At 37.2% G+C, this 23,940-nt stretch carries 19 protein-coding genes and 5 pseudogenes; 5 read left to right on the forward strand and 19 right to left on the reverse strand.

What is annotated here, in order from left to right:
• Together QFZ72_RS28320 and QFZ72_RS28325 are read right to left on the reverse strand one after the other, a co-directional pair.
• Complete coding sequence (locus tag QFZ72_RS28320; RefSeq protein ID WP_307440417.1) at positions 1 to 1,287, reverse strand: IS110 family RNA-guided transposase; 1,287 nt, start codon at positions 1,285 to 1,287, stop codon at positions 1 to 3.
• Between the two features lie 258 nt (positions 1,288 to 1,545).
• Positions 1,546 to 1,965 (reverse strand): hypothetical protein, encoded by a 420-nt coding sequence (locus QFZ72_RS28325; RefSeq protein ID WP_307440418.1) that lies wholly within the window; start codon positions 1,963 to 1,965, stop codon positions 1,546 to 1,548.
• A gap of 570 nt (positions 1,966 to 2,535) precedes the next feature.
• On the opposite strand from QFZ72_RS28325, the pseudogene QFZ72_RS28330 reads away from it, so the two are divergent.
• Positions 2,536 to 2,700, forward strand: a pseudogene (locus tag QFZ72_RS28330) (radical SAM protein); the annotation flags it as partial.
• A 160-nt stretch (positions 2,701 to 2,860) separates the two neighbouring features.
• On the opposite strand, the gene QFZ72_RS28335 reads toward QFZ72_RS28330, so the two are convergent.
• The 5 genes from QFZ72_RS28335 to QFZ72_RS28355 all read right to left on the reverse strand — a co-directional run bounded on the left by QFZ72_RS28335 (position 2,861) and on the right by QFZ72_RS28355 (position 6,992).
• The gene (locus QFZ72_RS28335) at positions 2,861 to 3,625 is read right to left on the reverse strand and encodes an SDR family oxidoreductase (RefSeq protein WP_307440419.1); all 765 of its coding nucleotides are present in this window, start codon (positions 3,623 to 3,625) and stop codon (positions 2,861 to 2,863) included.
• 246 nt (positions 3,626 to 3,871) lie between these two features.
• Complete coding sequence (locus QFZ72_RS28340; RefSeq protein WP_307440421.1) at positions 3,872 to 4,693, reverse strand: NmrA family NAD(P)-binding protein; 822 nt, start codon at positions 4,691 to 4,693, stop codon at positions 3,872 to 3,874.
• Positions 4,690 to 5,085, reverse strand: coding sequence for a MerR family transcriptional regulator (locus QFZ72_RS28345; protein WP_307440422.1), 396 nt, complete (start codon positions 5,083 to 5,085; stop codon positions 4,690 to 4,692). The genes QFZ72_RS28340 and QFZ72_RS28345 overlap by 4 nt, the downstream gene beginning before the upstream one ends.
• Before the next feature lie 381 nt (positions 5,086 to 5,466).
• Positions 5,467 to 5,889 carry a hypothetical protein gene (locus tag QFZ72_RS28350; RefSeq protein WP_307440424.1) on the reverse strand — a complete coding sequence of 141 codons (423 nt, stop codon included), beginning with the start codon at positions 5,887 to 5,889 and terminating at the stop codon, positions 5,467 to 5,469.
• A gap of 242 nt (positions 5,890 to 6,131) precedes the next feature.
• The gene (locus QFZ72_RS28355) at positions 6,132 to 6,992 is read right to left on the reverse strand and encodes an arylamine N-acetyltransferase (protein ID WP_307440426.1); all 861 of its coding nucleotides are present in this window, start codon (positions 6,990 to 6,992) and stop codon (positions 6,132 to 6,134) included.
• A gap of 296 nt (positions 6,993 to 7,288) precedes the next feature.
• Between QFZ72_RS28355 and QFZ72_RS28360 the strand changes: the two are divergent.
• Positions 7,289 to 8,240, forward strand: a pseudogene (locus QFZ72_RS28360) (IS3 family transposase); the annotation flags it as partial.
• Positions 8,241 to 8,321: 81 nt separating this feature from the next.
• Here QFZ72_RS28360 and QFZ72_RS28365 read toward each other — a convergent pair.
• Entirely contained in the window at positions 8,322 to 8,870 is a 549-nt protein-coding gene (locus QFZ72_RS28365; protein ID WP_307440667.1) for a recombinase family protein, read from the reverse strand.
• Positions 8,871 to 9,017: 147 nt separating this feature from the next.
• Between QFZ72_RS28365 and QFZ72_RS28370 the strand changes: the two are divergent.
• A pseudogene (locus QFZ72_RS28370) lies at positions 9,018 to 9,110 on the forward strand (ComEC/Rec2 family competence protein); the annotation flags it as partial.
• 189 nt (positions 9,111 to 9,299) lie between these two features.
• On the opposite strand, the gene QFZ72_RS28375 reads toward QFZ72_RS28370, so the two are convergent.
• From QFZ72_RS28375 to QFZ72_RS28425, 10 genes and pseudogenes are all read right to left on the reverse strand, one after another.
• Positions 9,300 to 11,222, reverse strand: coding sequence for a PTS fructose transporter subunit IIABC (locus QFZ72_RS28375; RefSeq protein WP_307435313.1), 1,923 nt, complete (start codon positions 11,220 to 11,222; stop codon positions 9,300 to 9,302).
• 15 nt (positions 11,223 to 11,237) lie between these two features.
• On the reverse strand, positions 11,238 to 12,116 hold the full coding sequence (locus QFZ72_RS28380; protein WP_307435316.1) for a ketose-bisphosphate aldolase: 879 nt from the start codon (positions 12,114 to 12,116) through the stop codon (positions 11,238 to 11,240).
• A gap of 17 nt (positions 12,117 to 12,133) precedes the next feature.
• Complete coding sequence (locus QFZ72_RS28385; protein ID WP_307435318.1) at positions 12,134 to 13,999, reverse strand: BglG family transcription antiterminator; 1,866 nt, start codon at positions 13,997 to 13,999, stop codon at positions 12,134 to 12,136.
• A gap of 639 nt (positions 14,000 to 14,638) precedes the next feature.
• Positions 14,639 to 16,051, reverse strand: a complete 1,413-nt coding sequence (lpdA, locus tag QFZ72_RS28395) for a dihydrolipoyl dehydrogenase (RefSeq protein WP_307440428.1) — start codon at positions 16,049 to 16,051, stop codon at positions 14,639 to 14,641.
• Between the two features lie 47 nt (positions 16,052 to 16,098).
• Positions 16,099 to 16,368 (reverse strand): annotated as a pseudogene (locus QFZ72_RS28400) (hypothetical protein); the annotation flags it as partial.
• Between the two features lie 137 nt (positions 16,369 to 16,505).
• Entirely contained in the window at positions 16,506 to 16,934 is a 429-nt protein-coding gene (locus QFZ72_RS28405; RefSeq protein ID WP_307440430.1) for a PaaI family thioesterase, read from the reverse strand.
• Between the two features lie 50 nt (positions 16,935 to 16,984).
• Positions 16,985 to 17,248: an MFS transporter gene (locus QFZ72_RS28410; protein ID WP_307440432.1), complete on the reverse strand. Its 264-nt coding sequence runs from the start codon at positions 17,246 to 17,248 to the stop codon at positions 16,985 to 16,987.
• A 244-nt stretch (positions 17,249 to 17,492) separates the two neighbouring features.
• Complete coding sequence (locus tag QFZ72_RS28415) at positions 17,493 to 18,191, reverse strand: SDR family oxidoreductase (RefSeq protein ID WP_307440435.1); 699 nt, start codon at positions 18,189 to 18,191, stop codon at positions 17,493 to 17,495.
• Positions 18,192 to 18,389: 198 nt separating this feature from the next.
• Entirely contained in the window at positions 18,390 to 19,148 is a 759-nt protein-coding gene (locus QFZ72_RS28420) for an SDR family oxidoreductase (protein ID WP_307440436.1), read from the reverse strand.
• A gap of 188 nt (positions 19,149 to 19,336) precedes the next feature.
• Entirely contained in the window at positions 19,337 to 19,801 is a 465-nt protein-coding gene (locus tag QFZ72_RS28425; RefSeq protein WP_307440438.1) for a MarR family winged helix-turn-helix transcriptional regulator, read from the reverse strand.
• A gap of 471 nt (positions 19,802 to 20,272) precedes the next feature.
• Between QFZ72_RS28425 and QFZ72_RS28430 the strand changes: the two genes are divergently transcribed.
• Positions 20,273 to 20,824 (forward strand): recombinase family protein, encoded by a 552-nt coding sequence (locus QFZ72_RS28430; protein ID WP_307440440.1) that lies wholly within the window; start codon positions 20,273 to 20,275, stop codon positions 20,822 to 20,824.
• A 19-nt stretch (positions 20,825 to 20,843) separates the two neighbouring features.
• Positions 20,844 to 22,166 (forward strand): annotated as a pseudogene (locus QFZ72_RS28435) (DUF4158 domain-containing protein); the annotation flags it as partial.
• Between the two features lie 145 nt (positions 22,167 to 22,311).
• Here the strand turns inward: QFZ72_RS28435 and QFZ72_RS28440 are convergent.
• Positions 22,312 to 22,896: a recombinase family protein gene (locus QFZ72_RS28440; protein ID WP_307440442.1), complete on the reverse strand. Its 585-nt coding sequence runs from the start codon at positions 22,894 to 22,896 to the stop codon at positions 22,312 to 22,314.
• Positions 22,897 to 23,940 lie beyond the last annotated feature (1,044 nt).

Below are 23,940 nucleotides of genomic sequence, written 5' to 3' on the forward strand. Positions count from 1 at the left end.
CTAAGCTGCTTTCAGTAAAGGAGCCATATGAGGAATATCCTTCAACATTCTATCTTCACTAAATTCACATTGTTTTGTACCAATCGTAAAAAGAATACGTATCAGCTTATTACATATCGCTATAAGAGACTGCATTTTCTTTAGAGGATTATTTTTACGTGTTGTAAAATACTCATGTAAAGCTTTAAAAGCAGTGTTCTTAGCTACCAAAGGCATCGCTACTCGGAAGAGGAGAGCCCTTAGTGTCTTCCTGCCTCTCTTTGTAATCTTCGTATGCCCTTTGTGCTTTCCAGAGGTGTTCTCCTTTAAACTCAACCCAGCTAACTTGATGATTTGTCGAGGGTGAGAATAGTAACTTAAATTCCCTACTTCAGAAAAGAAGCCAGCTACAGTGTCCTTGCCGATTCCTTTGATGGCCAACATTTGTTGAACACCTGGTATCCGTTCAAGGAGTCCATCAATATCAGATTCTAGTTCTTCGAACTTTTCATTTATTAACTCATACTTGTCTAGTAAAGTGCGAAGCTCTAATTTAGCCATCCTTGAACCTTCACGAATACCGATAGAGTCTTTGGCTACCCGTTTAAGTTCTTGAATTTTACTGAGTCCAACCGCACGTTTTACAGCCTTTCTGAGGTGAATTAGGATCTCTTGTTCCGAGACTATCTCTAACTCATGTGGTAATACGTTTAACTTTAATAATTGTAATGCTGCTTTTCCTTCCCAATCCTTAAACACTGTAAGGAATTCAGGAAAATATCGATCTAACCAGTTATGAATTTGCCCCTGCACAGCTTGTAAGTCAACAAATAAGAGATCGCGTATTTTCCTTGCCACACGAAGTTCTGCATAAACTCCTTGTGGAATATTAGGTTCGGCATATCTCCCATCTTTGACTAGTTGTGCAATGACTTTAGCGTCCTTCACATCATTTTTGGTTGGAGAATTATCATCTAATTCTTTAGATTTCTTCACATGCATAGGATTTACAACTACAAACTTTATCTCCTCTTCTTTCAGAAAATGAGCGAGGTTGAGCCAATAATGACCTGTCGGCTCCATTCCTATTATCGCCTGTTCCATGCCGTTCTGTTCCATCAAATGTTTTATCCAGCCTAAAAAGAGTTCAAAATGATCTTTGGTGTTCTCAAAGTGACAAGGTGTTCCAAACTCTAGTCCTCTAAAATCTTGAGCACGAGCTACATGCTTGTACTTCGCAATATCTACACCTACAATTAGTGTTTGAGAAGTTATTTGAGCAATCTTTTCATTTTGGTTATAATTCATATTGAAGGCCTCCTGGTATATATGTTTTGTCCTTTTCGCTGGCCAGCTTCAGGACACTCATATCTTACCAAGAGGTTTATTTTTTGTTCAAATCCCATTTTTCTTCATTACAGGAATGCTGCCCGTTAGCTTAAGTACATTTCTTCACAATCTTCTCTATTTACTTAATATCCAATTTCCTTATTAAGTGTCCACAATCTGAACCTTTAACGGAACAACTCTATTTTTACTCAACAGTTCCTTAATCCATTTTTCAATTCAGATGTTCTTTTTCTTTTCCTTTTCACTATAAAAAAACCCTTTAGATAACCATATCCAAAGGGGGGAAAACATACCATCTTTGTCTTTTCCATGTCCTGCAAAAGTAATTGTAATACCTCCACCAGCCCAATCTTTATTACTTTTAAATTGAGCTAACCAGGCTCCAATTTGAAATATAGCCTTCGCAACTTCTTGCATTTTAGGATTTCTTAAACGGATATGTAATTTTTCTTTACCAGAAGCATACCAATCTTTTCTCCAATAATCTTCAAAATAATCTACGTCTGCAGTTGTATATTTTAGATTTGAAAACGCTCTTTGCCTAATTCCAGTTAAATACGGTTCAATTTCTTCTGAATAAAGTGGTCCACCCGCAGATATTGACAGATAAGCACGATAATATCTAATTTTCCCCATTTATTAGATTCCTTTTCATGATCTATTTTCACTTCTTCATTATTCCTAATCAACTTACATTCACCGATTAGCCCTGTAAAATATTATTATTTATGTTAACTTCCAAATTATAATATAAATTAATTTTTAATTCCTTCTTCAATTAAATGGCCCGATTGTGGAAGATCATTTATTTTATCTTATTGGGGTCCTACCAACAAAACGCGGAAAACATACGCTAAGAGAAATTCAGGATAAAAAAAGCCTTTTTTCCTACGCTAAGGGAGTAACATCAGGAAAATACAGATTTACAACGGTAAGGAAATCCAAATATAAAAAAGCCTAATTTCTCGCTTTTAACACCGAGAAATTAGGCTTTAGTTACTTCATTAAAGCGCCCGATTGCTGAAGATCATTAATCTAATCTTATTGAAGATAGGCACCCATTAGCTAGAGTGAACCCATATTTTTAAATACCCAAAAAAATTTTATGGCCATCGGAGCAGGGTATTTGTTAAGGACTACTCATCTTGATAAAAGCAATTCATTTCTATAGAAAAGTTAAAAATCTATTATTCCAGAGATTCTCATACTCAAGTTGCGATAGCGCCCATATTACCGAGCGGAAAAAATTTTCCTGTAAAATTGAAGCCATTCGTCGATCGGATATGTATTGATGACTTTTTTATGGGCGATGGCAGTGGAGGAAGACGTACAAAAAAACTAGGAATTCAAAAAAAATATGCCAAACAGGGTTCGAGCCGTAAAGATAAGGTTAATAGCTCTGAATTCATGAAAAAAGATTACGTTATCGGAAAACGAGTGTTAATAAAGAACTAAAGAAAGCGGCCGATAATTGCGATCGGCCGTTTTTTTTAGCTACAGGCGGGATTTCGTCTCTTTGAAGGAACCACAGTTACAAATGAGAGCCACCGCTGGCATCAATGGATTGCCCGGTTATCCATCTACTGTCGGGAGAGGCTAAAAATGCAGCGATATCCGCAATATCTTCCGGCTGCCCCCATCTTCCGAAAACAGAAAAGTCTGCGCCGAATTGTTGCGAAACAGGATCTTGTAGCATGGCGGCGTTCATATCCGTGGCGACGAACCCGGGCTGAATGGCATTGATCGTAACTCCCCGCGGGCCAAGTTGGTTGGATAGAGCGAGTGTTAAGGTATTGATTGCCCCCTTGGTCATGCTGTATACAGGAATATCGGGCAAGGAGATCCTAGTTACAGCGGATGACAAATTAATAATTCGACCTTCGTCTCGCAAACGTGGTAAAGCCTGTTTGATTAGGAAAAACGGTGTTTTTACATTGATGTTCATGATTTCATCGAAAGATTCTTCCTCGGTATCCTCAATGGTAGCGCCTAGTGGGATTCCGGCGTTGTTGACTAGGATATCGAAACGAGTGTCACCTGTACGTACTTGCAACACTTCATCCAATGCCTTATAGAGGGTATGAATGCTTTCCAAAGAACCAAACTTGACTCCGATCGCAAAGGCGCTTCCTCCACCTCCCTCAATATCCCGAACTACCGATTCGGCCGAAGCTTGATCCGTTCCGTAATGTACGGCGACCAATGCTCCTTCCTTCGCCAATCGCAATGCGATGGAACGTCCAATCCCTCTGCTTGCTCCTGTTACTAGCGCGATTTTACCTTTCAACCTGTACATTCCCTCATCTCCTTTTGATTTGCTCATCTTAGTTTTATCACAAGAGTACTTTTGAAATGTTGCTGTCATATTCAGTGCTATAAGAATTGGGCTACACTAACGGGACACGATAGTTCAATAAAACATCAGGGGAAGGCTGCCGACTGATGGGCAGCCTTTTGTCTTCCAGTGAAGATCCTTTTTGCTGCTTATTAAACAATCGTACCCGTTAGTTCAATCTTTAGTTGCTACTTTGGAACACCTCAATTATGGTTTTTTAAAATATTGCACGTGTTCAGAGACCCACTGAGTGAAGGTTTGTGCGGGCCGACCAGTAATCTCTTCGACAGTTGGAGTCACCGTATAAGCCGGTTTAGGCGGATTAAGGTGCCAACGAATTACGTAATCAATAGCGTCCTCCTGAACCCCCATCCTCCTCATCTGCTCACGTTCTTCTTCTTCAGAACTCTCAACAAATTGAATGTCACGTCCGATGACCTCACGAATAATCCGAACTTTATCTTGAACGGACAAACTCTCAGGCCCTGTTAATGTATATACTTTACCTGCATGACCGTCCTCAGTCAGTGCGACTGCTGCGACTCTTCCAATATCGGCTTCATGAACAGGAGCAATTCGTGATCCCCCAAACAGATCTCGAACTACCCCCTCAGAGCGTATGGAGTCTGCCCATTTCCGCGCATTTGCCATAAACTCAAAGGCTTGAAGTTGGGTCCACTCTAGATCGCTTGCTTCAACTGCCCTCTCGAAAGGACCCTTCTCGCCGTTCCATAAAACAGTAACTCTGCGTACTCCAGCCTTCACAGCAAGTTCTACGATTTCCGGTCCCGTTTCCAACGGGGTATATTCTGCACCTGTTGTAATCAAATGCATGCTGCTTACGCCAACCAACGCAGAAACTAGCGTACTCGGATCACTTAAATCTCCGGCGACAACCTCCACATCAGCAGGAAGATTGGCTTGCAGTGGATTACGTGTCAATGCTCGTACCTTTTGCCCCCTTCGAATCAGTTGGTCCACGACGTGCCGGCCTACTGTCCCCGTTGCTCCCGTTACTAAAATTGTCATTGTTCATCCTCCTCTACGGGTACCCACTTATCCCGGTTTTCCTTCATTAGGTTGATTTGCTTTTCCAAACGGACTTGAGCCTCATCCAATGCCTTTTTTTGCCGTATCACTTCATTCAACTTGGTTTCATATATTTGCAGCAATTCTTCACAATACTCGTCTTTTTTGTCGTACTCTTGATCTTCAGGGCAATGCAGAATATCTTTAATCTGGTCGGTTGTTAGACCTAAATTAAGATATAGTTTGATCGTATTAATAGCTTCGATAATCGAATCATCGAATTCACGATAATTATTGTTAAGACGAGAAACAGTTAACAACCCTTTTTTCTCATAATGCCGTAAGGATCGAGAACTGATCCCGGTCATTTTAGCTATTTGACTTATTTTCAAAGCTCCACCTCCCTTATTTTAAAATTACTAATTTCATCATAAAGTATGACACTAGTGTTAAAGTCAAGTTTTTTTAGATATTAAAATACCATTTGGTGATAAATGTATTACCTGCGTATCTGATAAACCATTATGAATTGTTCGTCGGAAAAGATTGTGATATTTAAGTCACGTCTTGGCATAACTGCACCCGTTGTTGAAGAAGATCCAAAGGATCGAATGAATACTCTATACAAATCTAGTTAACATAATCAATCTTATCGGCAATAAAAGAGGTTGGGTATCTATAAAGGTACCCAACCCTTTTTGTTGTTACTATAACAACCGTTCTAGGAAGCATTCTAATGGCCAATTATCCTAATCCTCTTTGACTAGTATAAATCAATCCCAGGCTGTTACAAATGAATTTCCACCTGAGTATTTTTCTAAATAAAATTCGGCTTGATCACCATCGACATATCCACTGATATTTTTGAAGACATGACAGCCATTTGAATCGAAATCATTACTACCTGCTGTTTTAAAATCGAGACCTATAGTACCATCATTAGAAAGTACTTTATCATCTGGATTATACGGATCTTCTTCAAATAACTGATAATAACCTGATTGGCTATCAGAACTGAGACAAATTTTAAAATCGCCTCCACCTGATAGAAAGATTTCACTTGAGTTGGTAAATTCATCGCTCCCTTGATTATCCCAATCTCCTTCTCCTGCTGTTACTGCTGCTAAAGCAGAAAAGGGGGAACTGACAATCATAATTAATGTTAAAATCCATGCTCCAGTCTTTATTTTCCTCATATTTTAACCTCCTTTTTTTAACTAACATTCAAAATTTTAACATATTATTCTTGTTTTTTAATGAAGGATTATACCTGTTTATTCTTCCGTTGTTGTTGTAATAAAGTTTTGTTATTTTTGGATTTTGGTTACCCTGGCATTTAAGGTTAATACGAAAAACATCAGAAATATAGGTTATTGAACGAGATATTAAACATGCATACTCTATACAATTTCAGTATACATAATGCGGAAAAGACCATTCATTCTTCTGAATCCTCAAATATGTCAACACCGAGTTCCTGAAGAACCATTATTGCATCTTCTACTGGCAGTTTAGGAAGCTTAAACTCATAATCAATCACTTCTCGAATGTCGTTACTGCCGGTTAATTTGTGCTTCTCAACGTTTCCATTATTATCACGTATATTTAATACATTATTAACCAAAGACAGCGATCGCTTTTGGTCTAATTGCCAAATTTGACAGCGTAAACTGGACGTAAATAAGTCATTGGGCTGAAAATACTTTTTTATTGCTGTTTGAAAATCATCAAATCGGTACGTTTTCTTTGTGTCGAAAGACCAAATCAATTCAGTGAGTAAATTACCATCTACATACCTGTAATACGTGTACGTTCCCGGTTCTTCTTCCGGACGTATTCTTACTTCAATCCCACCATAGTGTGACACATTACCATAATCCGTTTCCAATCGAACCGGTTCAAAAAATGGTGCGCTGTTTCCACAGTCGACATACATTTCTTCTTTTTCATTCGGAAGTCGAACGAGCAGCGCAACATGACCTCCGCCTAAAAGAGCGAAACGACTGTGGAAACCAAGCTGGTTCAACAACTGATTAAGACTGCTGTTGATCATATAACAGGTTCCGCCCATATGATGCTGAACGAGCTGCTTTACAAACTCTTCCTCATCTTGTACGAGCTTACCTTTCTTGTGATATTCTTTGAAATGCAATAACGTACTAATATTCTCAAAGGGAATACGATTTAGATGTGCGATGCAAATTTCTTTTAAATACTCATGTGAAGGCTCTTGAATAGGAACTTGAATATAGTGCAAGTAATTAATTGCCCAATGAGGTAATCGCTTCTGTTCAATCATTTATTAACAACTCTCCTTTTTCTAAACTTTACCATGTGGAAATTTGTATTACGATGAACTAAGGAACTATTTACATTTATATAAAATGACCATTTTTTTAGACAGCAACTAAGCAAAAAAGCTACTAAAGTATTAATTTTCTGAAAATAAATTAAAAAAGAAATCAAATGAATACTCTATACAAATCTAGTTAACATAAAGCAACCTATAGGAAGTTAATAAAAAGAAAACCCCTTGATACTGAACTGCACCCCAATTGTTAGACATTATCTAACAATTGGAGGTGCAGTTTTTTTATGGCTAAATTTTCAAAAGAAGAAAAAATAATGGCCGTTAAAAGATATCTAGCAGGTGAAGATTCTTTTAAGGGAATCGCTAATTCTATTGATGCAGATACAGGGGATTTACGTACTTGGCTTAAACGATTTGAATATTACGGGGAAGAAGCATTTGAAAAGGCATATACAATCTATTCTGCAAGCGATAAACTGGACGTACTTAACTATATGCACGAACATAGGACGTCAACAAGAGAGACAGCTGCTGTTTTCAACATCAAGGATCCAAGTACCATTCGTAGATGGATAACTCTTTACGAAAGTGGAGGTGTTGACGCCCTGCAAACAAAGAAAAAGGGGCGTCCATCCATGAAGAAGAAAGAAGCAAAGAAAGCAACACCCGTTGAAGGATCTTTAGAGGCTTTACAAGCAGAAGTTGAATATTTACGTGCGGAGAATGCCTATTTAAAAAAGTTAAAGGCCTTAGTTCAGGAAAGAGAAGTGTCCAAACGCAAGAACAAGCGAAAGTAGTATACGAACTAAGGAAAGAGTTTAATTTGGACCTATTACTCAGCATATCTGAGCTAGCCCGCAGCACGTATTATTACTGGGTAAACGCCTTCGGGCGTCCTGACAAATACGATCGATTGAAGACAATCATTCAAGACATTTTCATACGCATAAAGGACGGTATGGTTATCGCCGTATCACGCTTGAACTTCGACGTCAGGGCTATTTCCATAATCATAAAACGGTGCTCCGCCTGATGAAAGAATTAGGACTAAAATGCTTGGTCCGCATAAAGAAATATCGCTCGTATAAAGGAAAAGTTGGTAAGATTGCCCCGAATCTTTTACAGCGTGATTTCCAGGCCACGAAGCCAAATCAAAAATGGGTGACAGATGTGACTGAATTCCACCTCTTTGGTAAGAAGCTCTATTTGTCCCCTGTGCTCGATCTATTTAGGGGTAGTGACAGGGTTCGTGTCATAGACCGCAAAGTAGTGTCAATGATGAATGATACTAAGGAAATTGGAGCAGAATTTGCTCCATTATTTTATTTTCAATTCTAAATTGCGCTTATGAATAGCCCGATACAAAGATCCCTGGGAGACACCAGTGCCTTCTATAATTTCTTTTACAGAGTATTCCTTGCTATCATACATTCGTAGCGCTAATTTAACTCTTTCTTTATCTATCATTGGTCTTCCCAGCTTTTTGCCACGTTTTTTACTTGCTTCAAGACCTTCTTTTACACGTTCTGCAATTAAGTTTCGTTCCAATTCAGCGATTACACACATCATCTGAAACATAGCTCTTCCTGTAGAAATCCCAGTATCCATATTTTCCTTCAATGAGACAAACTGTATCGACTTTTCTTCAAATTGCTGAATGATATATAGGATATCGAATTTTTTACGACCTAGGCGCGAGATGCTTTCTACTACGACTGTATCTCCTGACCTTATTAGATCAAATAGCTGCGTTAAGCCTTTTCTGTCCCGAGTTGTGCCAGTGAATTTCTCAGTAACAATCTTTTCGCATCCATAATCATCCAGCATCGTCATTTGCCGATCTAGATTTTGGGGTAGCGTCAGGATTTTGACATTTTACAACGTTAAGGTAAAAACTCTTGTATCAATAGGGTTTACCCTATTGAGACTTTTTGTTTTGATACCGGGGTACCGCCAACTGTAAGTATGAACCCATATGGAATGCGGACTCATGCAGCAACAAACAAACTAACCGTCCATAACATTAATATTGGCCAAGGTGGTGCTGATGCTATCTATATCAAGACACCTAAGGGAGAAAATATTTTGATTGATGCTGGAAATAAATCAGATGCGTATCACATCGAGGGAGTAGTTGCGGCTGTGATAATACTCTCTAGTCAGACTATTATCCCTCATTGTATAACAAAATAAGGTAGAATCCCTTGGGAATTTTCAAGGGATCTACCTTTAGTTTTGTGCAGGGACTTTTCAGTAGCCCCGTACTGTACCGATGTCATTTTTCACTCGTATAAATTATACTGCTTTAATTGCTACTGTTATATTTCCTGACTTCTCACTAGTATTACCTTGTGTTCTGTAAACAGGTTTTTTTAATACTCCAATTATACAAGCTGTAATAATTGAACCAATTAAAATACATGCAATGTATAGCAATGGACTGCTTGCAGCAATAGGAATTACAAAGATTCCACCATGAGGAGCCTGTAAAGAAATTCCTAATGCCATACAAATCCCTCCACCAATTGCTGAACCAACAATATTTGCTGGAATTATTCTTAATGGATCACTTGCAGCAAACGGAATTGCTGCTTCAGTAATAAAAGATGCCCCCATAATATAAGCTGCTTTTCCTGCGTTTCGTTCTTCAAGTGAGAATTTATTTTTAAATAGTGTTGTTGCTAATGCAATCCCTAATGGAGGGACCATCCCTCCAACCATTAGTGCAGCAGATGGTTCGTAAATATGATTTGCAAACATCGCTAAGCCAAATGCTGATGCTGTTTTATTGATAGGGCCGCCCATATCAGATGCCATCATTCCTGCCAAAAGCGCTCCTAATAAAATTGCATTCGAACCAGTTAAACCATTTAACCAACCTTGTAACGACTCATTAATCCACGCCATCGGACTATTAATTACAAAGTGCATAATAAAGGCTGTTACAAACGTACCTATTAAAGGAAGTATAAGTACCGGTGAAAGACTTTGTAATGAATCTGGAATGCCTTTTAATAATTTTTTCAATCCTAAGATTGTATAACCAGCAATAAAACCTGCAATCATACCTCCTAAAAATCCTGAACCACCAAGGGTTGCCATCATACCACCAATCATACCTGGTGCTAAACCTGGACGATCCGCAATACTATACGCAATATATCCTGCTAGTACTGGAACCATTAGTGCGAAGGCTGCGCTACCACCTGCTGTACCTAGAAAAGCAGCGAATGCATTATATTCTGAGCTAGTCGGGTCAGAAGCATGAATACCAAACATAAAGGAGATTGCGATTAATATACCGCCAGCGACAACAAATGGAATCATAAAAGATACCCCATTCATTATATGGCTGTATATTTTAGGTTGTTTTAATCGTGTTTTTTCTTTTGCTTCCTTTAACTTGTTGTTCCCCTGATTTAAAACCGTACCTTTTCCAGAAATAGCATCTTCAATTAAATCCTTTGCATGATGTATCCCATTTTTAACAGACGTTTTAATAACCTTACGATCACCAAAGACATCCATGTCCACTTTAACATCTGCAGCAACAATTATGCCATCTGCTTCATCAATATCTTCTTGAGTTAATCTGTTCTGTATACCCGTCGATCCATTGGTTTGAACTTTTATTTGAACGCCAAGCTCCTCAGCAGCATTTTTTAATGCTTCTGCAGCCATAAATGTATGTGCTATTCCAGTAGGGCATCCAGTAACTCCGACCAATTTCTTACCAAAATACTTCTTATCATTCGTATCTACCTGTCCCATTTTTTCTTCAGCATTTGCAAATAGCTGGACAACTTCATGACTATCTTTGGCAAGAATAAGCTTAGCTCTAAAGGTTTCATCCATTAGAAAAGTGGAGATTTTAGATAAAGTCTTTAAGTGCTCAGTTGAAGAATCTTTGCCGGCTGCTATCATGAAAAATAAATTACATTTTTCTGAACTATACTTAATTCCACTTAAAGATCTTCCCATAATAATAGCAGGCGATTTAACTCCATCAGATTTTGCATGTGGAATAGCAATACCAAACCCTACTTCTGTTGGAACCTGATCTTCACGAGCCCAAATATCCTGTTTAAATTGTTTAAGATCATGTAAATAGCCGTTTTTATTTAATTTTTCTGCAAGCTCATTAATTAAGTCCTCTTTCGTTTCAGCAACTAGATCTAATATTATGTTTTCTGGCCTTAAGACACTAGAAGTCTTCATATATGATCCCTCCTCTTAAATTTCTCCTAATTTATAGAGTGATGCTTTTCCAGTTGAACCAAATAGATCCATTTTTTTCTTTACTAATTCAATAGCTGCCTTCGTTGCTTCAGGCATTAATAGATCTGGTTCATATGCATTTGGATTTTCATCCAGCGTAGCTCTTAATTGGTTATAAAACGCTCTCTTCATATCTGTTGATAAATTAATTTTGGCAATACCATGTTTCACAGCTTCTCTTATTTCTTCATCTGGGTTGTCTGATCCACCGTGAAGAACTAAAGGAATGTTTACTTTTTCATGAATCTTCATTAATCGATCAATTTTAATAGAGTGATCTTTCGTTTTTGGATATAAGCCATGTGAAGTTCCAACAGCAACAGCAAGGGTATCAATTCCTGTTTTTTCAACGAAAATAGCTGCTTCATCAGGATTCGTATATAAAATCTCATCTGCTCCGCCTTCTGAACTACCCTCATTACTTCCAATAGTACCCAGTTCACCTTCTACAGACACACCTACCATATGAGCAAGTTCTACTGCTTTTTTTGTTAATGCCATATTTTCTTCAAATGGTAAATGTGACGCATCCATCATCACAGACGTATAGCCATTTCTAATAGATCGAGTAATATCTTCGATTGTTGCCCCGTGATCTAAATGAATCACAAAAGGAACTTTAGACTTTGACGCCGCCTCTCGTACATATGCCACAAATTCATCTGTCACTAAATTAATTTCATTCGGGTGAATTTGAAGTATAGCTGGAGATTTTTGCTCCTCTGCAGCACTTACTACAACTTTGACAAATTCGCTATTGGCTACATTAAATGACCCGACTGCAAATTTATTCTCATAAGCTACTTGAAGTAAATCTTTCATATTAACTAACATTTCTATTCCTCCTAATATTATTTGGAAGACCAAACTTCCAAAAACTCATCATAATTGGTTACATTTAATAATTTTTCTGTCATATTTGTTTGCTTAAACACATCATGAATCTCTTCAAAAAACTTTGTATTATTCACCTTTTGATTTTTTGGAGGGATAAATAGAAAGATAATCTGAGCCATTTTATCTCCCCACAAAATTTTTTGTTTATTTATTGCCACTAACACTCGTAATTTTTTGTTATTTCCACAATCAAATGGATGCGGCATCGCCACTAAATTTCCAATATTAGTACTCGACATCTTTTCTCTTTCATTAATGCTTGTATACAGATGTTGAATATCGCCAAACTTCGTAAGGGTTTTCAATAAATCTTTTTGATTCTCTTCATCTAAGAAACAAAGATCATTCGGAGATAAATAGTATTTCAGTAAGCCACGATTTATTTGAATATAAATAGTCTTCATATCTTCATTTGTGATCATTTCACTAACACGAATACAATTTTTCACATTTAGGTGCTGCTCCTCAAGGATTTCACTAGTAGTTACTATAGTTTCTATCCCTTCAGGAAGTGAATGGATTTCATGATTTGCAAATAAACCATCAATTTTAATATTTGGGAAGTATAAATTTATTTTTCTTTCTAATAGCTTACCTACTAACGGATTTTTCCCATAAATAATTGCAATTCTTTTCCTTGTTTCTTGGGAATTTTCGATAATATTCATAATATGAAGTGTCAAGTAACCGATTTCATTTTCTGGTATCTTTATATTTAAGCAAAATTGTAATTCTTTCGCTAAAACCACTGCAATATTATAAGCATTCATATATTCCGACTTTATTTGAGAAATAAATGGATTCTCTACAGGAAAGTAATATTTTAATGGATATAATGACTTTGTAATATGTTCCAATAGGAGATTAAATAACTTTTCATTCTTTCGACTTGAAAAACCATATCGAGCCCCAACTTTTTTTATAACCGATTTTACTTTTTCCTCTATTTCATCTGAGTGTTCATGTTCAATTACTTCATTTTTCTTCGGTAATATTTGTAAAACGATTAACAAGTAGCATAAATACTGATATTCATATTCGTCAAACTGTACATTCATTTCCTTAGCTAAACGAGTAAGGATTAACTTTGCTATTTTTAATTCTTCAAAGCAAGTATTATCTAACCTCATGTCTTTTTCAGCAATTTTTTGATCAAGGCCTACTCGTTTTAAACTAATAATTATGTTCACACATATTGAGAATAGTTCTTGAGAGCTTAGTAATAAATTATACTTAGTAACTTCTTCTTCAATACAAGAATATACTAATTGAATTGAGGACTGACTAAACCAATCACCAAAATAGTATTGCAGCGCTTCATCAAGCGACATTCTCTTTAAACAATTTGTTGTTACTAATTTTTTTAGTAATAGACGTTTTTCTACTTCACTTCCATTAAGCCTTATCCCTTGGAAAATAATTGCTTCAACCTCAATGTTCCGTTTTTCGGCTTGGATTATTTGAAATAATTTTTGTACGTCTTTCCTAATTGTTTGAGTAGAAAAATAAAGTTTTTTTGCCAATTCATCATAAGTTATAAAATCAGTTTCAGATAAAAGTGTTTTTATTATGTGAAAAGCTCGTTCTTCGTAATCATCTTCATTTTGATGAATATTTGATAAATCCCCAACTAATTTATATCCTTTTTGAGTATTACCAGTAATTATTACTTTATCTAAATAATTTTCATTTATTTCCCTAATGTCATTTCTAATTGTTCTTGTCGTTACATTAAATAGATTAGCAAGTTCGCTTCCACTTACAAAGTCATTCTCAGATTGTTCTAAATGCTCTAATATCTTAATGTAACGTTTTTTCATTAGGATTTCCTCCTCACATTTATTTTAATGTAAGCGCTTCATCTTTACCAAGCATATACATTTTCCTAATAGTTAGGAAGTTTTTTAATATTAGGATGAACGTGAATAATAGATTTGAGTCGTTTCTGGTGCGATTTCGTCTGAAATCTCTCGACACATAAAAAAACACCAGCCTTTCCATGATATTACAGAAAGAATAGCGTTTTTTTCGTTTTTGCGGTAATGATTTGCCTTAGCTTGATGGGCATGGGGTACCGCCAGCAAAACGCGGAAAACGTACGTTTTCCGCGTTTTGCTGGCGGTACCCCAAATATAACAATAAAGTCGTTTAAATCTATATGTTACTCCACAATAGCGCCCTTTTCTTGAATAACTAAAATAGAAATCTGGTCCATTCCATATTTCATTGAACTCGCGCCAATACGGTTAAATCTTTATGCCTTCCAAAATCATGATCTTAATTCGTCTTTTTATTTATAGTTTGTAAATCTACTATTTCAAAATGCTAAACTGTTATTAAAGGCTTCCTCAAATTTCTTAAACACTAAAACGGCATTTTATCCACCAAACCCGAAACCATTTGTGATGGCATAGTTTACTTCTGCTTGAATTGATTGGTTCGGTACATAATCCAATAAATTATTTAATGATATGAATTGGGGTTCCAAGTGCAACTTCGGCAGCTTCCATTGTCATTTCTCCAAGTGTTGGATGGGCATGGATTGTCATAGCGATGTCTTCTGCAGTCATTCCTGTTTCAACAGCCAAACCTAACTCCGAAATGATATCTGATGCATTTGCTCCGGCAACTTGCGCTCCGATAACAAGTCCATCTTCTTTACGAGTTACAAGCTTAACGAACCCGTCTGTGCTGTCAATTGACAAGGCACGTCCATTTCCCGCATATGGGAATTTCCCAGCTACTACTTCAATACCTTCATCTTTTGCTTGTTGTTCAGTATAACCTACAGTTGCAAGCTCAGGGTCTGAAAATACAACTGCTGGAATACCTATATAATCAATTTCAGATGGATGTCCGGCAATCGCCTCAGCAGCAATTTTTGCTTCATAGAATGCCTTATGTGCTAATTGTGGACCTGGAACAACATCACCGATTGCATAAATATTAGGAACATTCGTGCGGCATTGCTTATCGATTTCAATAAGTCCACGGTCTGTCATTTTTACGCCTGCTTGTTCAAGACCTATTTCATCCGTATTCGGGCGGCGTCCGACCATTACAAACACATAATCAGCGTCTATTTTCTTTTCTTCACCTTTTACCTCAAAGGTTACAGTGACGCCATTTTCTGTTTCTTCTACACCTTTTGCCATTGCTTTGGTATAGAATTCTACACCTTTTTTCTTCATACTCTTCTTAACAACGGCAGACATTTGTTTCTCAAAACCTACGCCTAAAATTTCATCTGCACCCTCTAAAATCGTTACTTGAGTACCAAAGTTTGCATAGGCGCCGCCAAGTTCGATTCCGATAACACCGCCGCCAATAACAACGATTTTTTCAGGAATTTCATTTAAGCTGAGGGCACCAGTCGAATTTAGAACGCGTTTTGAATATTTAAATGTAGGCAACTCGATTGAACGCGATCCTGTTGCAATAATTGCATTTTTAAAGTTGTATGTTTGAGCATTTGTTTCGCCCATTACGCGTAATGAATTACTGTCTACAAAGAATGCTTCACCACGTACAATCTCGACTTTATTTCCTTTTAATAGTCCTTCGACACCGCCAGTTAACTTTTTCACAACACTAGCTTTCCACTCTTGTACCTTTGAAAAATCAACCTTTACATTCTCTGCTGTAATTCCATATGCATCCGAATGCTTAGCTGTTTCATAGCGGTGACCAGCGGCAATTAATGCCTTTGAAGGAATACAGCCGACATTACAACATACACCGCCCAAATATTCCTTTTCAACAATTGTTACTTTTTGTCCCAGCTGGGCAGCACGAATTGCTGCTACATAACCCCCAGGACCTGCACCGATGACTATAGTATCTGTTTCAATTTGAAAATCTCCGACAACCATTTACTTACGCCTCCTTTAACAATAGTTCTGTGTCGTTTAATAATCGCTTAATATGATTCATTGCATTCTGCGCTGTAGCTAGGGGCTTCCTTAATTTTCTTAAACACTAAAAAGGCATTGTGTCCACCAAATCCGAATCCATTTGAGATGGCATAGTTTACTTCTGCTTGAATTGATTGGTTCGGTACATAATCCAAATCACATTCTTGATCAGTATGTTCATAGTTTATCGTGGGAGGAATGATATCTTCCATAATGCTTTTAAGGTTGATGATGGCCTCCACCCCGCCTGCTGCTCCAAATAGATGTCCTGTCATGCCGGATTTTCCCAACTTAATATTATTCCATAATGTTTCCACATTATTACCTAATAAGGATACGGTACCATAGCCTATTATTACGACTCTGCATTGAATAGCAAGCCCCTCCGCGATTAAAATTAACGATAGTTTAACTATCTATTTATTGCCTTTTCTCCGTTTAGTGTCATACAAGTTGAACTGGCTTTCGCTACCAATGCCTCATTCTCATCAAAAATAGTGCATTCGATAAGGCCAATGGAACTTCCCTTTTTCACTACAATGGCATTAGCTTTTAAGGTCGTTTTCCATACGGGTTTCAAATAGTTAATTTTCAACTCGATCGTTGTATACGTTTCTCCTTCATCTAATAATGTAGCGTAAGCCACTCCCATTGCTGCATCTGCCAAATCACATAGAATACCACCATGTACGGTTCCCATCGGATTAAAATGCGTTTCCTTTGTCTTTAATGTGAATACGGACTTTCCATTCTTAACTTCTACTAAATTAAACCCAATTAACTTTGCCACAGGTGGGATTGAAATTTCCTTGTTCGCATTTAGTTTAATCGTATTCTCCATCATCCATTCCCCTTTACGTTGTTTGTGTTTTATGTTTCCAATACAACTTATTACTTTTCACTTACAAAATAAGTGAGTATAAGGGCAGTAAAAAATATGAATATGGCAAAGACATATGCCTCTCGAACTCCCCCTAAATGCTCAATAATTGATCCTGCAAGAAAGGGTCCTACTAATTTGCCAGTTTCAAAGAAAATGGTTATGAAGCCCAAGACGGCTGGTACTCGATAAGGAAGAGAGCGTTCTGCTGCCATCGCTTGGACAAGGACCATGAGACCTCCAATGGAAAAACCAAATAAAATTGCCGAAGCCATAAAACTTATTATGTGATAATCATTGACGACTGGAATAATACGAATCCGGTAATTCGCTCATCGCCATTTTCTTTAAACCCTCTAAATGATTCATTATTTTCACCTTTCCCTATAAAAAATGAAAAATCTTCGGCAAAATCAATCACATTTTAGAACGTTCATTCTAAAAATATTAATCCAATACAGCTGAAGTTGAATCTAGCATGTGGTACTGTCTATGATGGTTACAGCACTATTATATTGCTCATGAAAACTGTGGATACAGAGCCGACACACCACCAGAAAGTCCTTTTTGAACTTTTCGGCTTACCTCATCGACAAGAATTTCATATTTATCAGCCTCAATCCCGTCGATAGCAATCTTTGCGACATCAGTAGCATTCAATTTAGGAACAGCGATTTGTGCAGTCAATTCCGTGTCAATATATCCAACATGAAGTCCTGCTACGCGAATATTTTGTTCAGCCAATTCTAAACGAATTGCGTTAGTTAGAGTCCACTCAGCTGACTTTGTGGCGGAATATGAACCTGAATTAGCACTAGTGAACCAAGACAATGCCGAAAGAATATTTAGAATCGTACCTCCACCGTTAATAGTGATTTTCGGTACAAAGGCACGAACCACTGAAAGTGTTCCAAATAAATTCGTATCAAATTCTGCATGGATATCATCCAAATTACCGTTGATTAAGGAAGCACCTGTCATTACTCCCGCATTGTTAATCAATAAAGTTACATCTCCTGCGATTTTCGCTGCAGCTGCCACAGAATTGGGATCCGTGATATCGAGTTGTAGTGGGATTGCTCCTGGTATTTGAATATTTTCGGGATTACGTGCCCCAGCATAAACAGTAGCACCACGAGAAATAAGCTCAATTGCAAGTTCTTTACCAAGCCCTCTGTTTGCTCCAGTGACAAGAGCGATTTGTTCTGAAATTTTCATAATAATGTTCTCCCTTCAAATGTCCAAACTTACAGCTAAATTATGAAACAAACAATGTATACTTATTCGTACCAGTCGAGTTCCATGAGTCAATTCACTAGCATTTTTTAGAACGTTCGGTCAAAAATAACAACAACAACAATCAATAATAAGATTGCTGTTATTCCTCGTCCATATCCGTACCAATGTTCCGTATAGTTAACTCTTGTTTTTGCTTAACTGATTTAACATAAACTGAGGCGCAACACGACTCATGAACTTCAGCGCACTGCTCTGGCCCGGCAGGATCTCAAAGCGATCCTTTTCCAAAGCCTTGATTGTGTACCTAACCATCTTATTGGCATCCATTGGTTTCATGGCTTTGATCTCGTCAGCATCAAAAACTTCAACTAAAGGGGTCTGAATAGCTGGAGGCGCCAATTCAAACACTTTAATATTAGTATTTTTCAGCTGGATTCGCAGTGATTGTGTAAATGAATGAATACCAGCTTTCGTCGCACTATATACCGGCATTGCCGGATAAGGAACAAATGCAAGTGCGGATGAGACATTCATAATCGCAGCGGATTTCTTCGTCTTTAAATGCGATAAGAATTGGTTCACCATGCGGATCGAACCACTGAGGTTAATTTCAATCTCGCTACTGAAATCCACTAAATCAACCTCTTTGGTATGAAAGTTCAATTTACGCATAACCCCAGCGTTATTGATCAGAACATTTAGTTCTGGAAATTGACTAATTACTTTTTCAAAAAGGTCAGAAATTGCCTTTGGATCGCTTACATCACTCTGAAATGTGTGAACGTTTGGCAGTTTCTTTTTGGCTAAGTCCAGTTTGGACTGATCCCGCCCGGTAATAATTACGGTGTTCCCAAGCTGAAGGAGCTGAGCAGCAAGCTCGAATCCAATCCCGGATGTTCCACCCGTTATGAGTATTGTGTTGGAATCCATTTTCATAAAAATCAATCCTTTCTCTATAAATGATTTATATAGTGGCTTTACTTGCTTTATTGTGCAACAAGATTCTCAGTGGTGGATTACGCAGAGGATTCGTAGTAACGCACAACTGTGGGATGTTTGTTAATTTTGGACACTTTTATCCATCCTTTCATATTAGGTGTATATACACCTTTTGGTGAAAAAAATTAATCTTGCCTGTTCAGCTTAACGATATCAGACAATTGACCAAGGAAACCTTTATAACGGTCATCGCCCATATAGTCTCGAATACGGATTTGCGCCTGTTCCCATAACGGCAGCGCACGCTTAAGAAGGTCCCGGCCGTCAGGTGTCAGAGCAATTAATCGTTTTCTACGATCCTCCCCTTCCGTGATCGACACCCAGCCTTGTCTCTCAAGCGGCTTAAGATCCCGTGGCAATGTGGTCCGATCCATCAGAAGAAATTCTGAGAGAGATGTAATGGTGACAGACCCGGCCTGTTCAAGTGCCATCAGTAATGACAACTGTGTAGACCGAAGCCCGACTGGCCTTAAATATTCATCATATAATCTGGTAATGAACCGGGACGCTTTTCTTAAATTCAAGCAAGCGCACGCTGCTGCATAATCGGTCGTCCCTGAAAAATCTGCCGTTGAATTTTGCTCTCTCATAATTTTCACCAACCTTTCCTACAATCAAGAAGATATACTCAACTGTTGAATTTTGTTCTCTTATAATTACGAGTATATACACGTATTTTGCCGATGTCAATCTTTATAATCATCTTAAACCTGGACGGATGCTTTTTTATTATGTACAAAGAAGCGGCTGGAAGTATACCGCCAGTTCCCCTTCCCCTTAATTTTACCATAAAAATGTAAATTCCTTCTTCAAGATTACTGACCTTTAGTTTAAGTGTAAATCTTCACAATCTTTCTTCTATATTAACATAAATCTCCAATTTTCCCCTATTAAGAAAGAACCGAAAACGACCGTTTTTGGTTATGAATTGAGAACTTCTCAAAAAACCTCAAAAACTACTTATATATATAACCAAAAATATAACCAAAATCTAAATACTAATATATCCATCTCTCCCCCCTTTTTGGTATAGTTACGGTAGTAAAAAGGGGGAATTCTTGTTGAAATTTGGATATGCACGGGTCAGTACACAAGATCAGTCATTATCGTTACAACTTGATGCATTGACTCACTACGGAGTGGACCAGAATTTTGAAGAAAAAGAATCAGGGAAGAAAAAAAACCGACCACAGTTGGATGAGCTTCTTAAAGTTTTACGTAAAGGCGACACGGTAATAGTCTATAAATTAGATCGTATCAGTCGGAGTACCAAACATTTAATTGAGCTTATGGAATATTTTGAATCGGATGGTATTCATTTTGTGTCCATTCAAGACAAGATTGACACGACAACTGCTATGGGACGGTTCTTCTTCAGAATGTTGGCCAGTATAGCTGAATTGGAACGAGACATTATTAGTGAACGAACAAAAGATGGATTGACGGCAGCAAGAGCTAGGGGAAGAAAGGGAGGCAGACCGAAGGTAGAATCAAAAAAGATCGAGCTCGCCATGAAAATGTATCAAAGTAAAGACTACTCCTTGTCTCAAATTAAAGTAGCCACAGGGATTGGGGCAACAACTTTATATCGTTACTTGGAGAAGAAAGCATGATCCAGCGAGGAAGTGTAGCATGAGAGGAAAAGAATTGCTTACAGCTGACCAAAGAGCAGAATTTGTACAGATTCCAGTAGATATGACCGAACGGGAACTAGAAACCTACTATACTTTTTCACAATTTGATCTTGAAATTATTAAACGACACAGAAGAGATCATAATCGTCTAGGATTTGCTGTTCAATTATGTGTTTTGCGCTATCCTGGTTGGTCCCTCTCTGATGTTGAACCGATTCCAGATTTCGTAATCCAATACATAGCAAGACAAATAAATGTTAATCCTACTTCGTTTTCTTTATATGCACAACGCGACCCAACAAAACATGAACATTTGGAGGAAATTCGGCAAGTGTATAGCTATCAGAATTTCTCCGCAAGTAAATATCGTGAGGTAGCTCAGTTTCTTTTAAAACATGCCCTACAAAACGGGAATTCCATGTATCTTCTTCGTACGATTCAAGAAGAACTACGGAATAGAAAAATTATTCTTCCTGGTATGACTACATTAGAGAGACTTGTATGGGAAACTCGGCAGAGAGCCGAGGAAAGGATTTTTAAATCAATAACCTGTACTCTTTCAAATTGGCAAAAACAAAAGTTGGATAAACTTATCGATCCCTTTGTGGAAAGTAGAAAAACTCCATTAGCATGGTTGAAGGAACTTCCCGGCCAATCTTCACCGGAAGCCTTTTTAAAAGTAATAGAGCGTTTGGAATATATTCGAAATTTGAAACTTTCGTTAAATACATATGAAGTTCATCCCAATCGGTTTCTTCAATTATCCCGTATTGGAGCACGTTATGAACCCCATTCATTTCGCAGATTTAAAGAAAATAAGAAATATGCCATTCTTGTTTCATACCTTGTGACACTCAGTCAGGATTTAATTGACCAGGCGATTGAAATTCATGATCGGCAAATGATGATATTACAGTCAAAAGGTCGCAAAACACAAGAGGAAATGCAAAAAGAAAACGGGAAAGCAGTCAATGAAAAAGTCGTTCATTTTGCAGATATTGGGGCTGCACTTATTCGAGCACGTGATGAAGGGCTTGATCCATTTAGCACCATTGAAAAGATAATGCCGTGGGATAAAATCATTACTTCCGTTGAAGAAGCCAAAAAATTAGCACGCCCGATGGATTACGATTACCTCGACTTGTTAGGAAATCGTTTTTCTTACCTAAGAAAGTATACCCCTACTTTTCTTAAGTCACTTGAATTTCGTTCTACGCAAGCTGCAAGGCCACTATTGCGTGCTTTAAAGACATTAAATGAGATGAACGAATCGGGTAAAAGAAAAGTTCCAAAGGATGCCCCGTTAGATTTTGTCCCTAAAGGGGTACGGCAACCAAAACGACTTTCAACCGCCACATCTGAAAATTTTTCCAATAAAATAAAAGGCTGCTATTTTGACGAGCCTTTTAACCTTTTGTCTTATTGAGACGGTTCCTGCTCAGATGATTACAAATAAAAATTAAAAATTAAGATCTTGCTTTTATTTCTTTCATTTCTTCAAGCTTTCTTTTATTAATCGCTCGATAGAGCGATCCTTGTGAAATGCCTGTTCCCTCTACAATTTCTTTTATGGAATATTCATTACTGTCATACATTCGTAGTGCAATATCAAGCTTATCTTTTTCTAACTTAGGTCTACCTAATTGTTTTCCGCGCTTTTTACTTGCCTCAAGTCCCTCTTTTACCCTTTCAGCAATCAAGTTCCTTTCTAATTCTGCAATCACACACATCATTTGAAACATGGCTTTACCTGTAGAAGTTCTTGTATCCATATTTTCTTTTAAGGATACGAACTGAACCCCCATCTCTTCAAACTGTTGAATAATAGTTAGGATATCTAATGTTTTACGTCCGAGACGAGAGATACTTTCAACAACAACCGTATCGCCTTTTCTAATCACCTCAAACAACTGATTTAAACCACTACGATCTTTAATGGTACCGGTGAACTTTTCCTTTACAATTTTTTCACACCTATATTCTGAAAGCATACTAATTTGTCGATCTAAATTTTGGTCAACTGTGGATACACGAGCGTAACCGATAATCATATGCCACCCTCCAGTAATTGTGTTTAGTTTTATTTTACTTCAGGTTTAATTGTTGTAAAGGTATTTGGTAATGTTTTTGGTAATTACTTTTGGTAATGAAGAAACTTAATAAAATCAGAGACTAGTAGCATGATAAGAGGTTGTTACAAAAAATATGGTTTTTGGTAATCTAGTTGAGTAAAAAAAGTTGTTAAATTAGTGTTTAAAATTTATGTGTGCTTGAAGGTGATTAAATGACCTCTCAAACACGTTAGTTATTCAAGAAAAGGGCCATTTAATTGAATAACATTGTGTTACTTTAGACTATCTTATTTGAAATTGTGGATATTTGATATGGGGCTGGCTTATGTTATTGGAACTATAAAAGACAATATTTTCATGTAGATGAAGATATGGAGCAAATTGAAGAAATACAAAAACGTAGAAGTGAATATTTGAAGAATAAGTGAAGGAGGTTCTAAAACGGAACCTCCTTTTTATTTGCTAACGCTTTTTTTGTCTTTTCAATGTAATTTTCTAATCCATCAATTTCACTTTGAATAATATCCATGAATTTTTTAAAGTACTCGGCTACTTCCATTCTCCTGTCTTCAGATTCAAAAGGAGTAAGATGAAATGCTTTCTCACCAGGCCCTCCAATAACCAAGAGAAAATTTGCAAAAAGAGATGATTATAAGGAATCACTCTAAAGAGAGGTATTTTTATTAGCCCCCAGGCAGTCATATTTAAAGTCTTTGATTGAAAAATAATATAAATAAAATGTGTACAGATGTTCAAGACAACCCTTGAATCTTTAATATATAAAGATTTCTATACTTTCTCTTGCCTTAAGTACATTCTTTTTCAGTTCAGTCATTTTTCTAAATATAAAAAATGATAAATCATACAGCCTGAGTTCTACTAGGATTCAGGCGGTATCGTTTCTTTTGGAGCCGTTTGAGATTAAGAAATATAAGTTTTTACTGCAGAATTAACCTTTTAGTTTTCATTAGCGATTTCTTGATTATCTGGAACTTCTTGTCTACTGGGAATGCTTTCATTCCC

The organism is Bacillus sp. V2I10 (assembly GCF_030817055.1).
In the GTDB taxonomy this organism is placed as follows: domain Bacteria; phylum Bacillota; class Bacilli; order Bacillales; family Bacillaceae; genus Bacillus_P.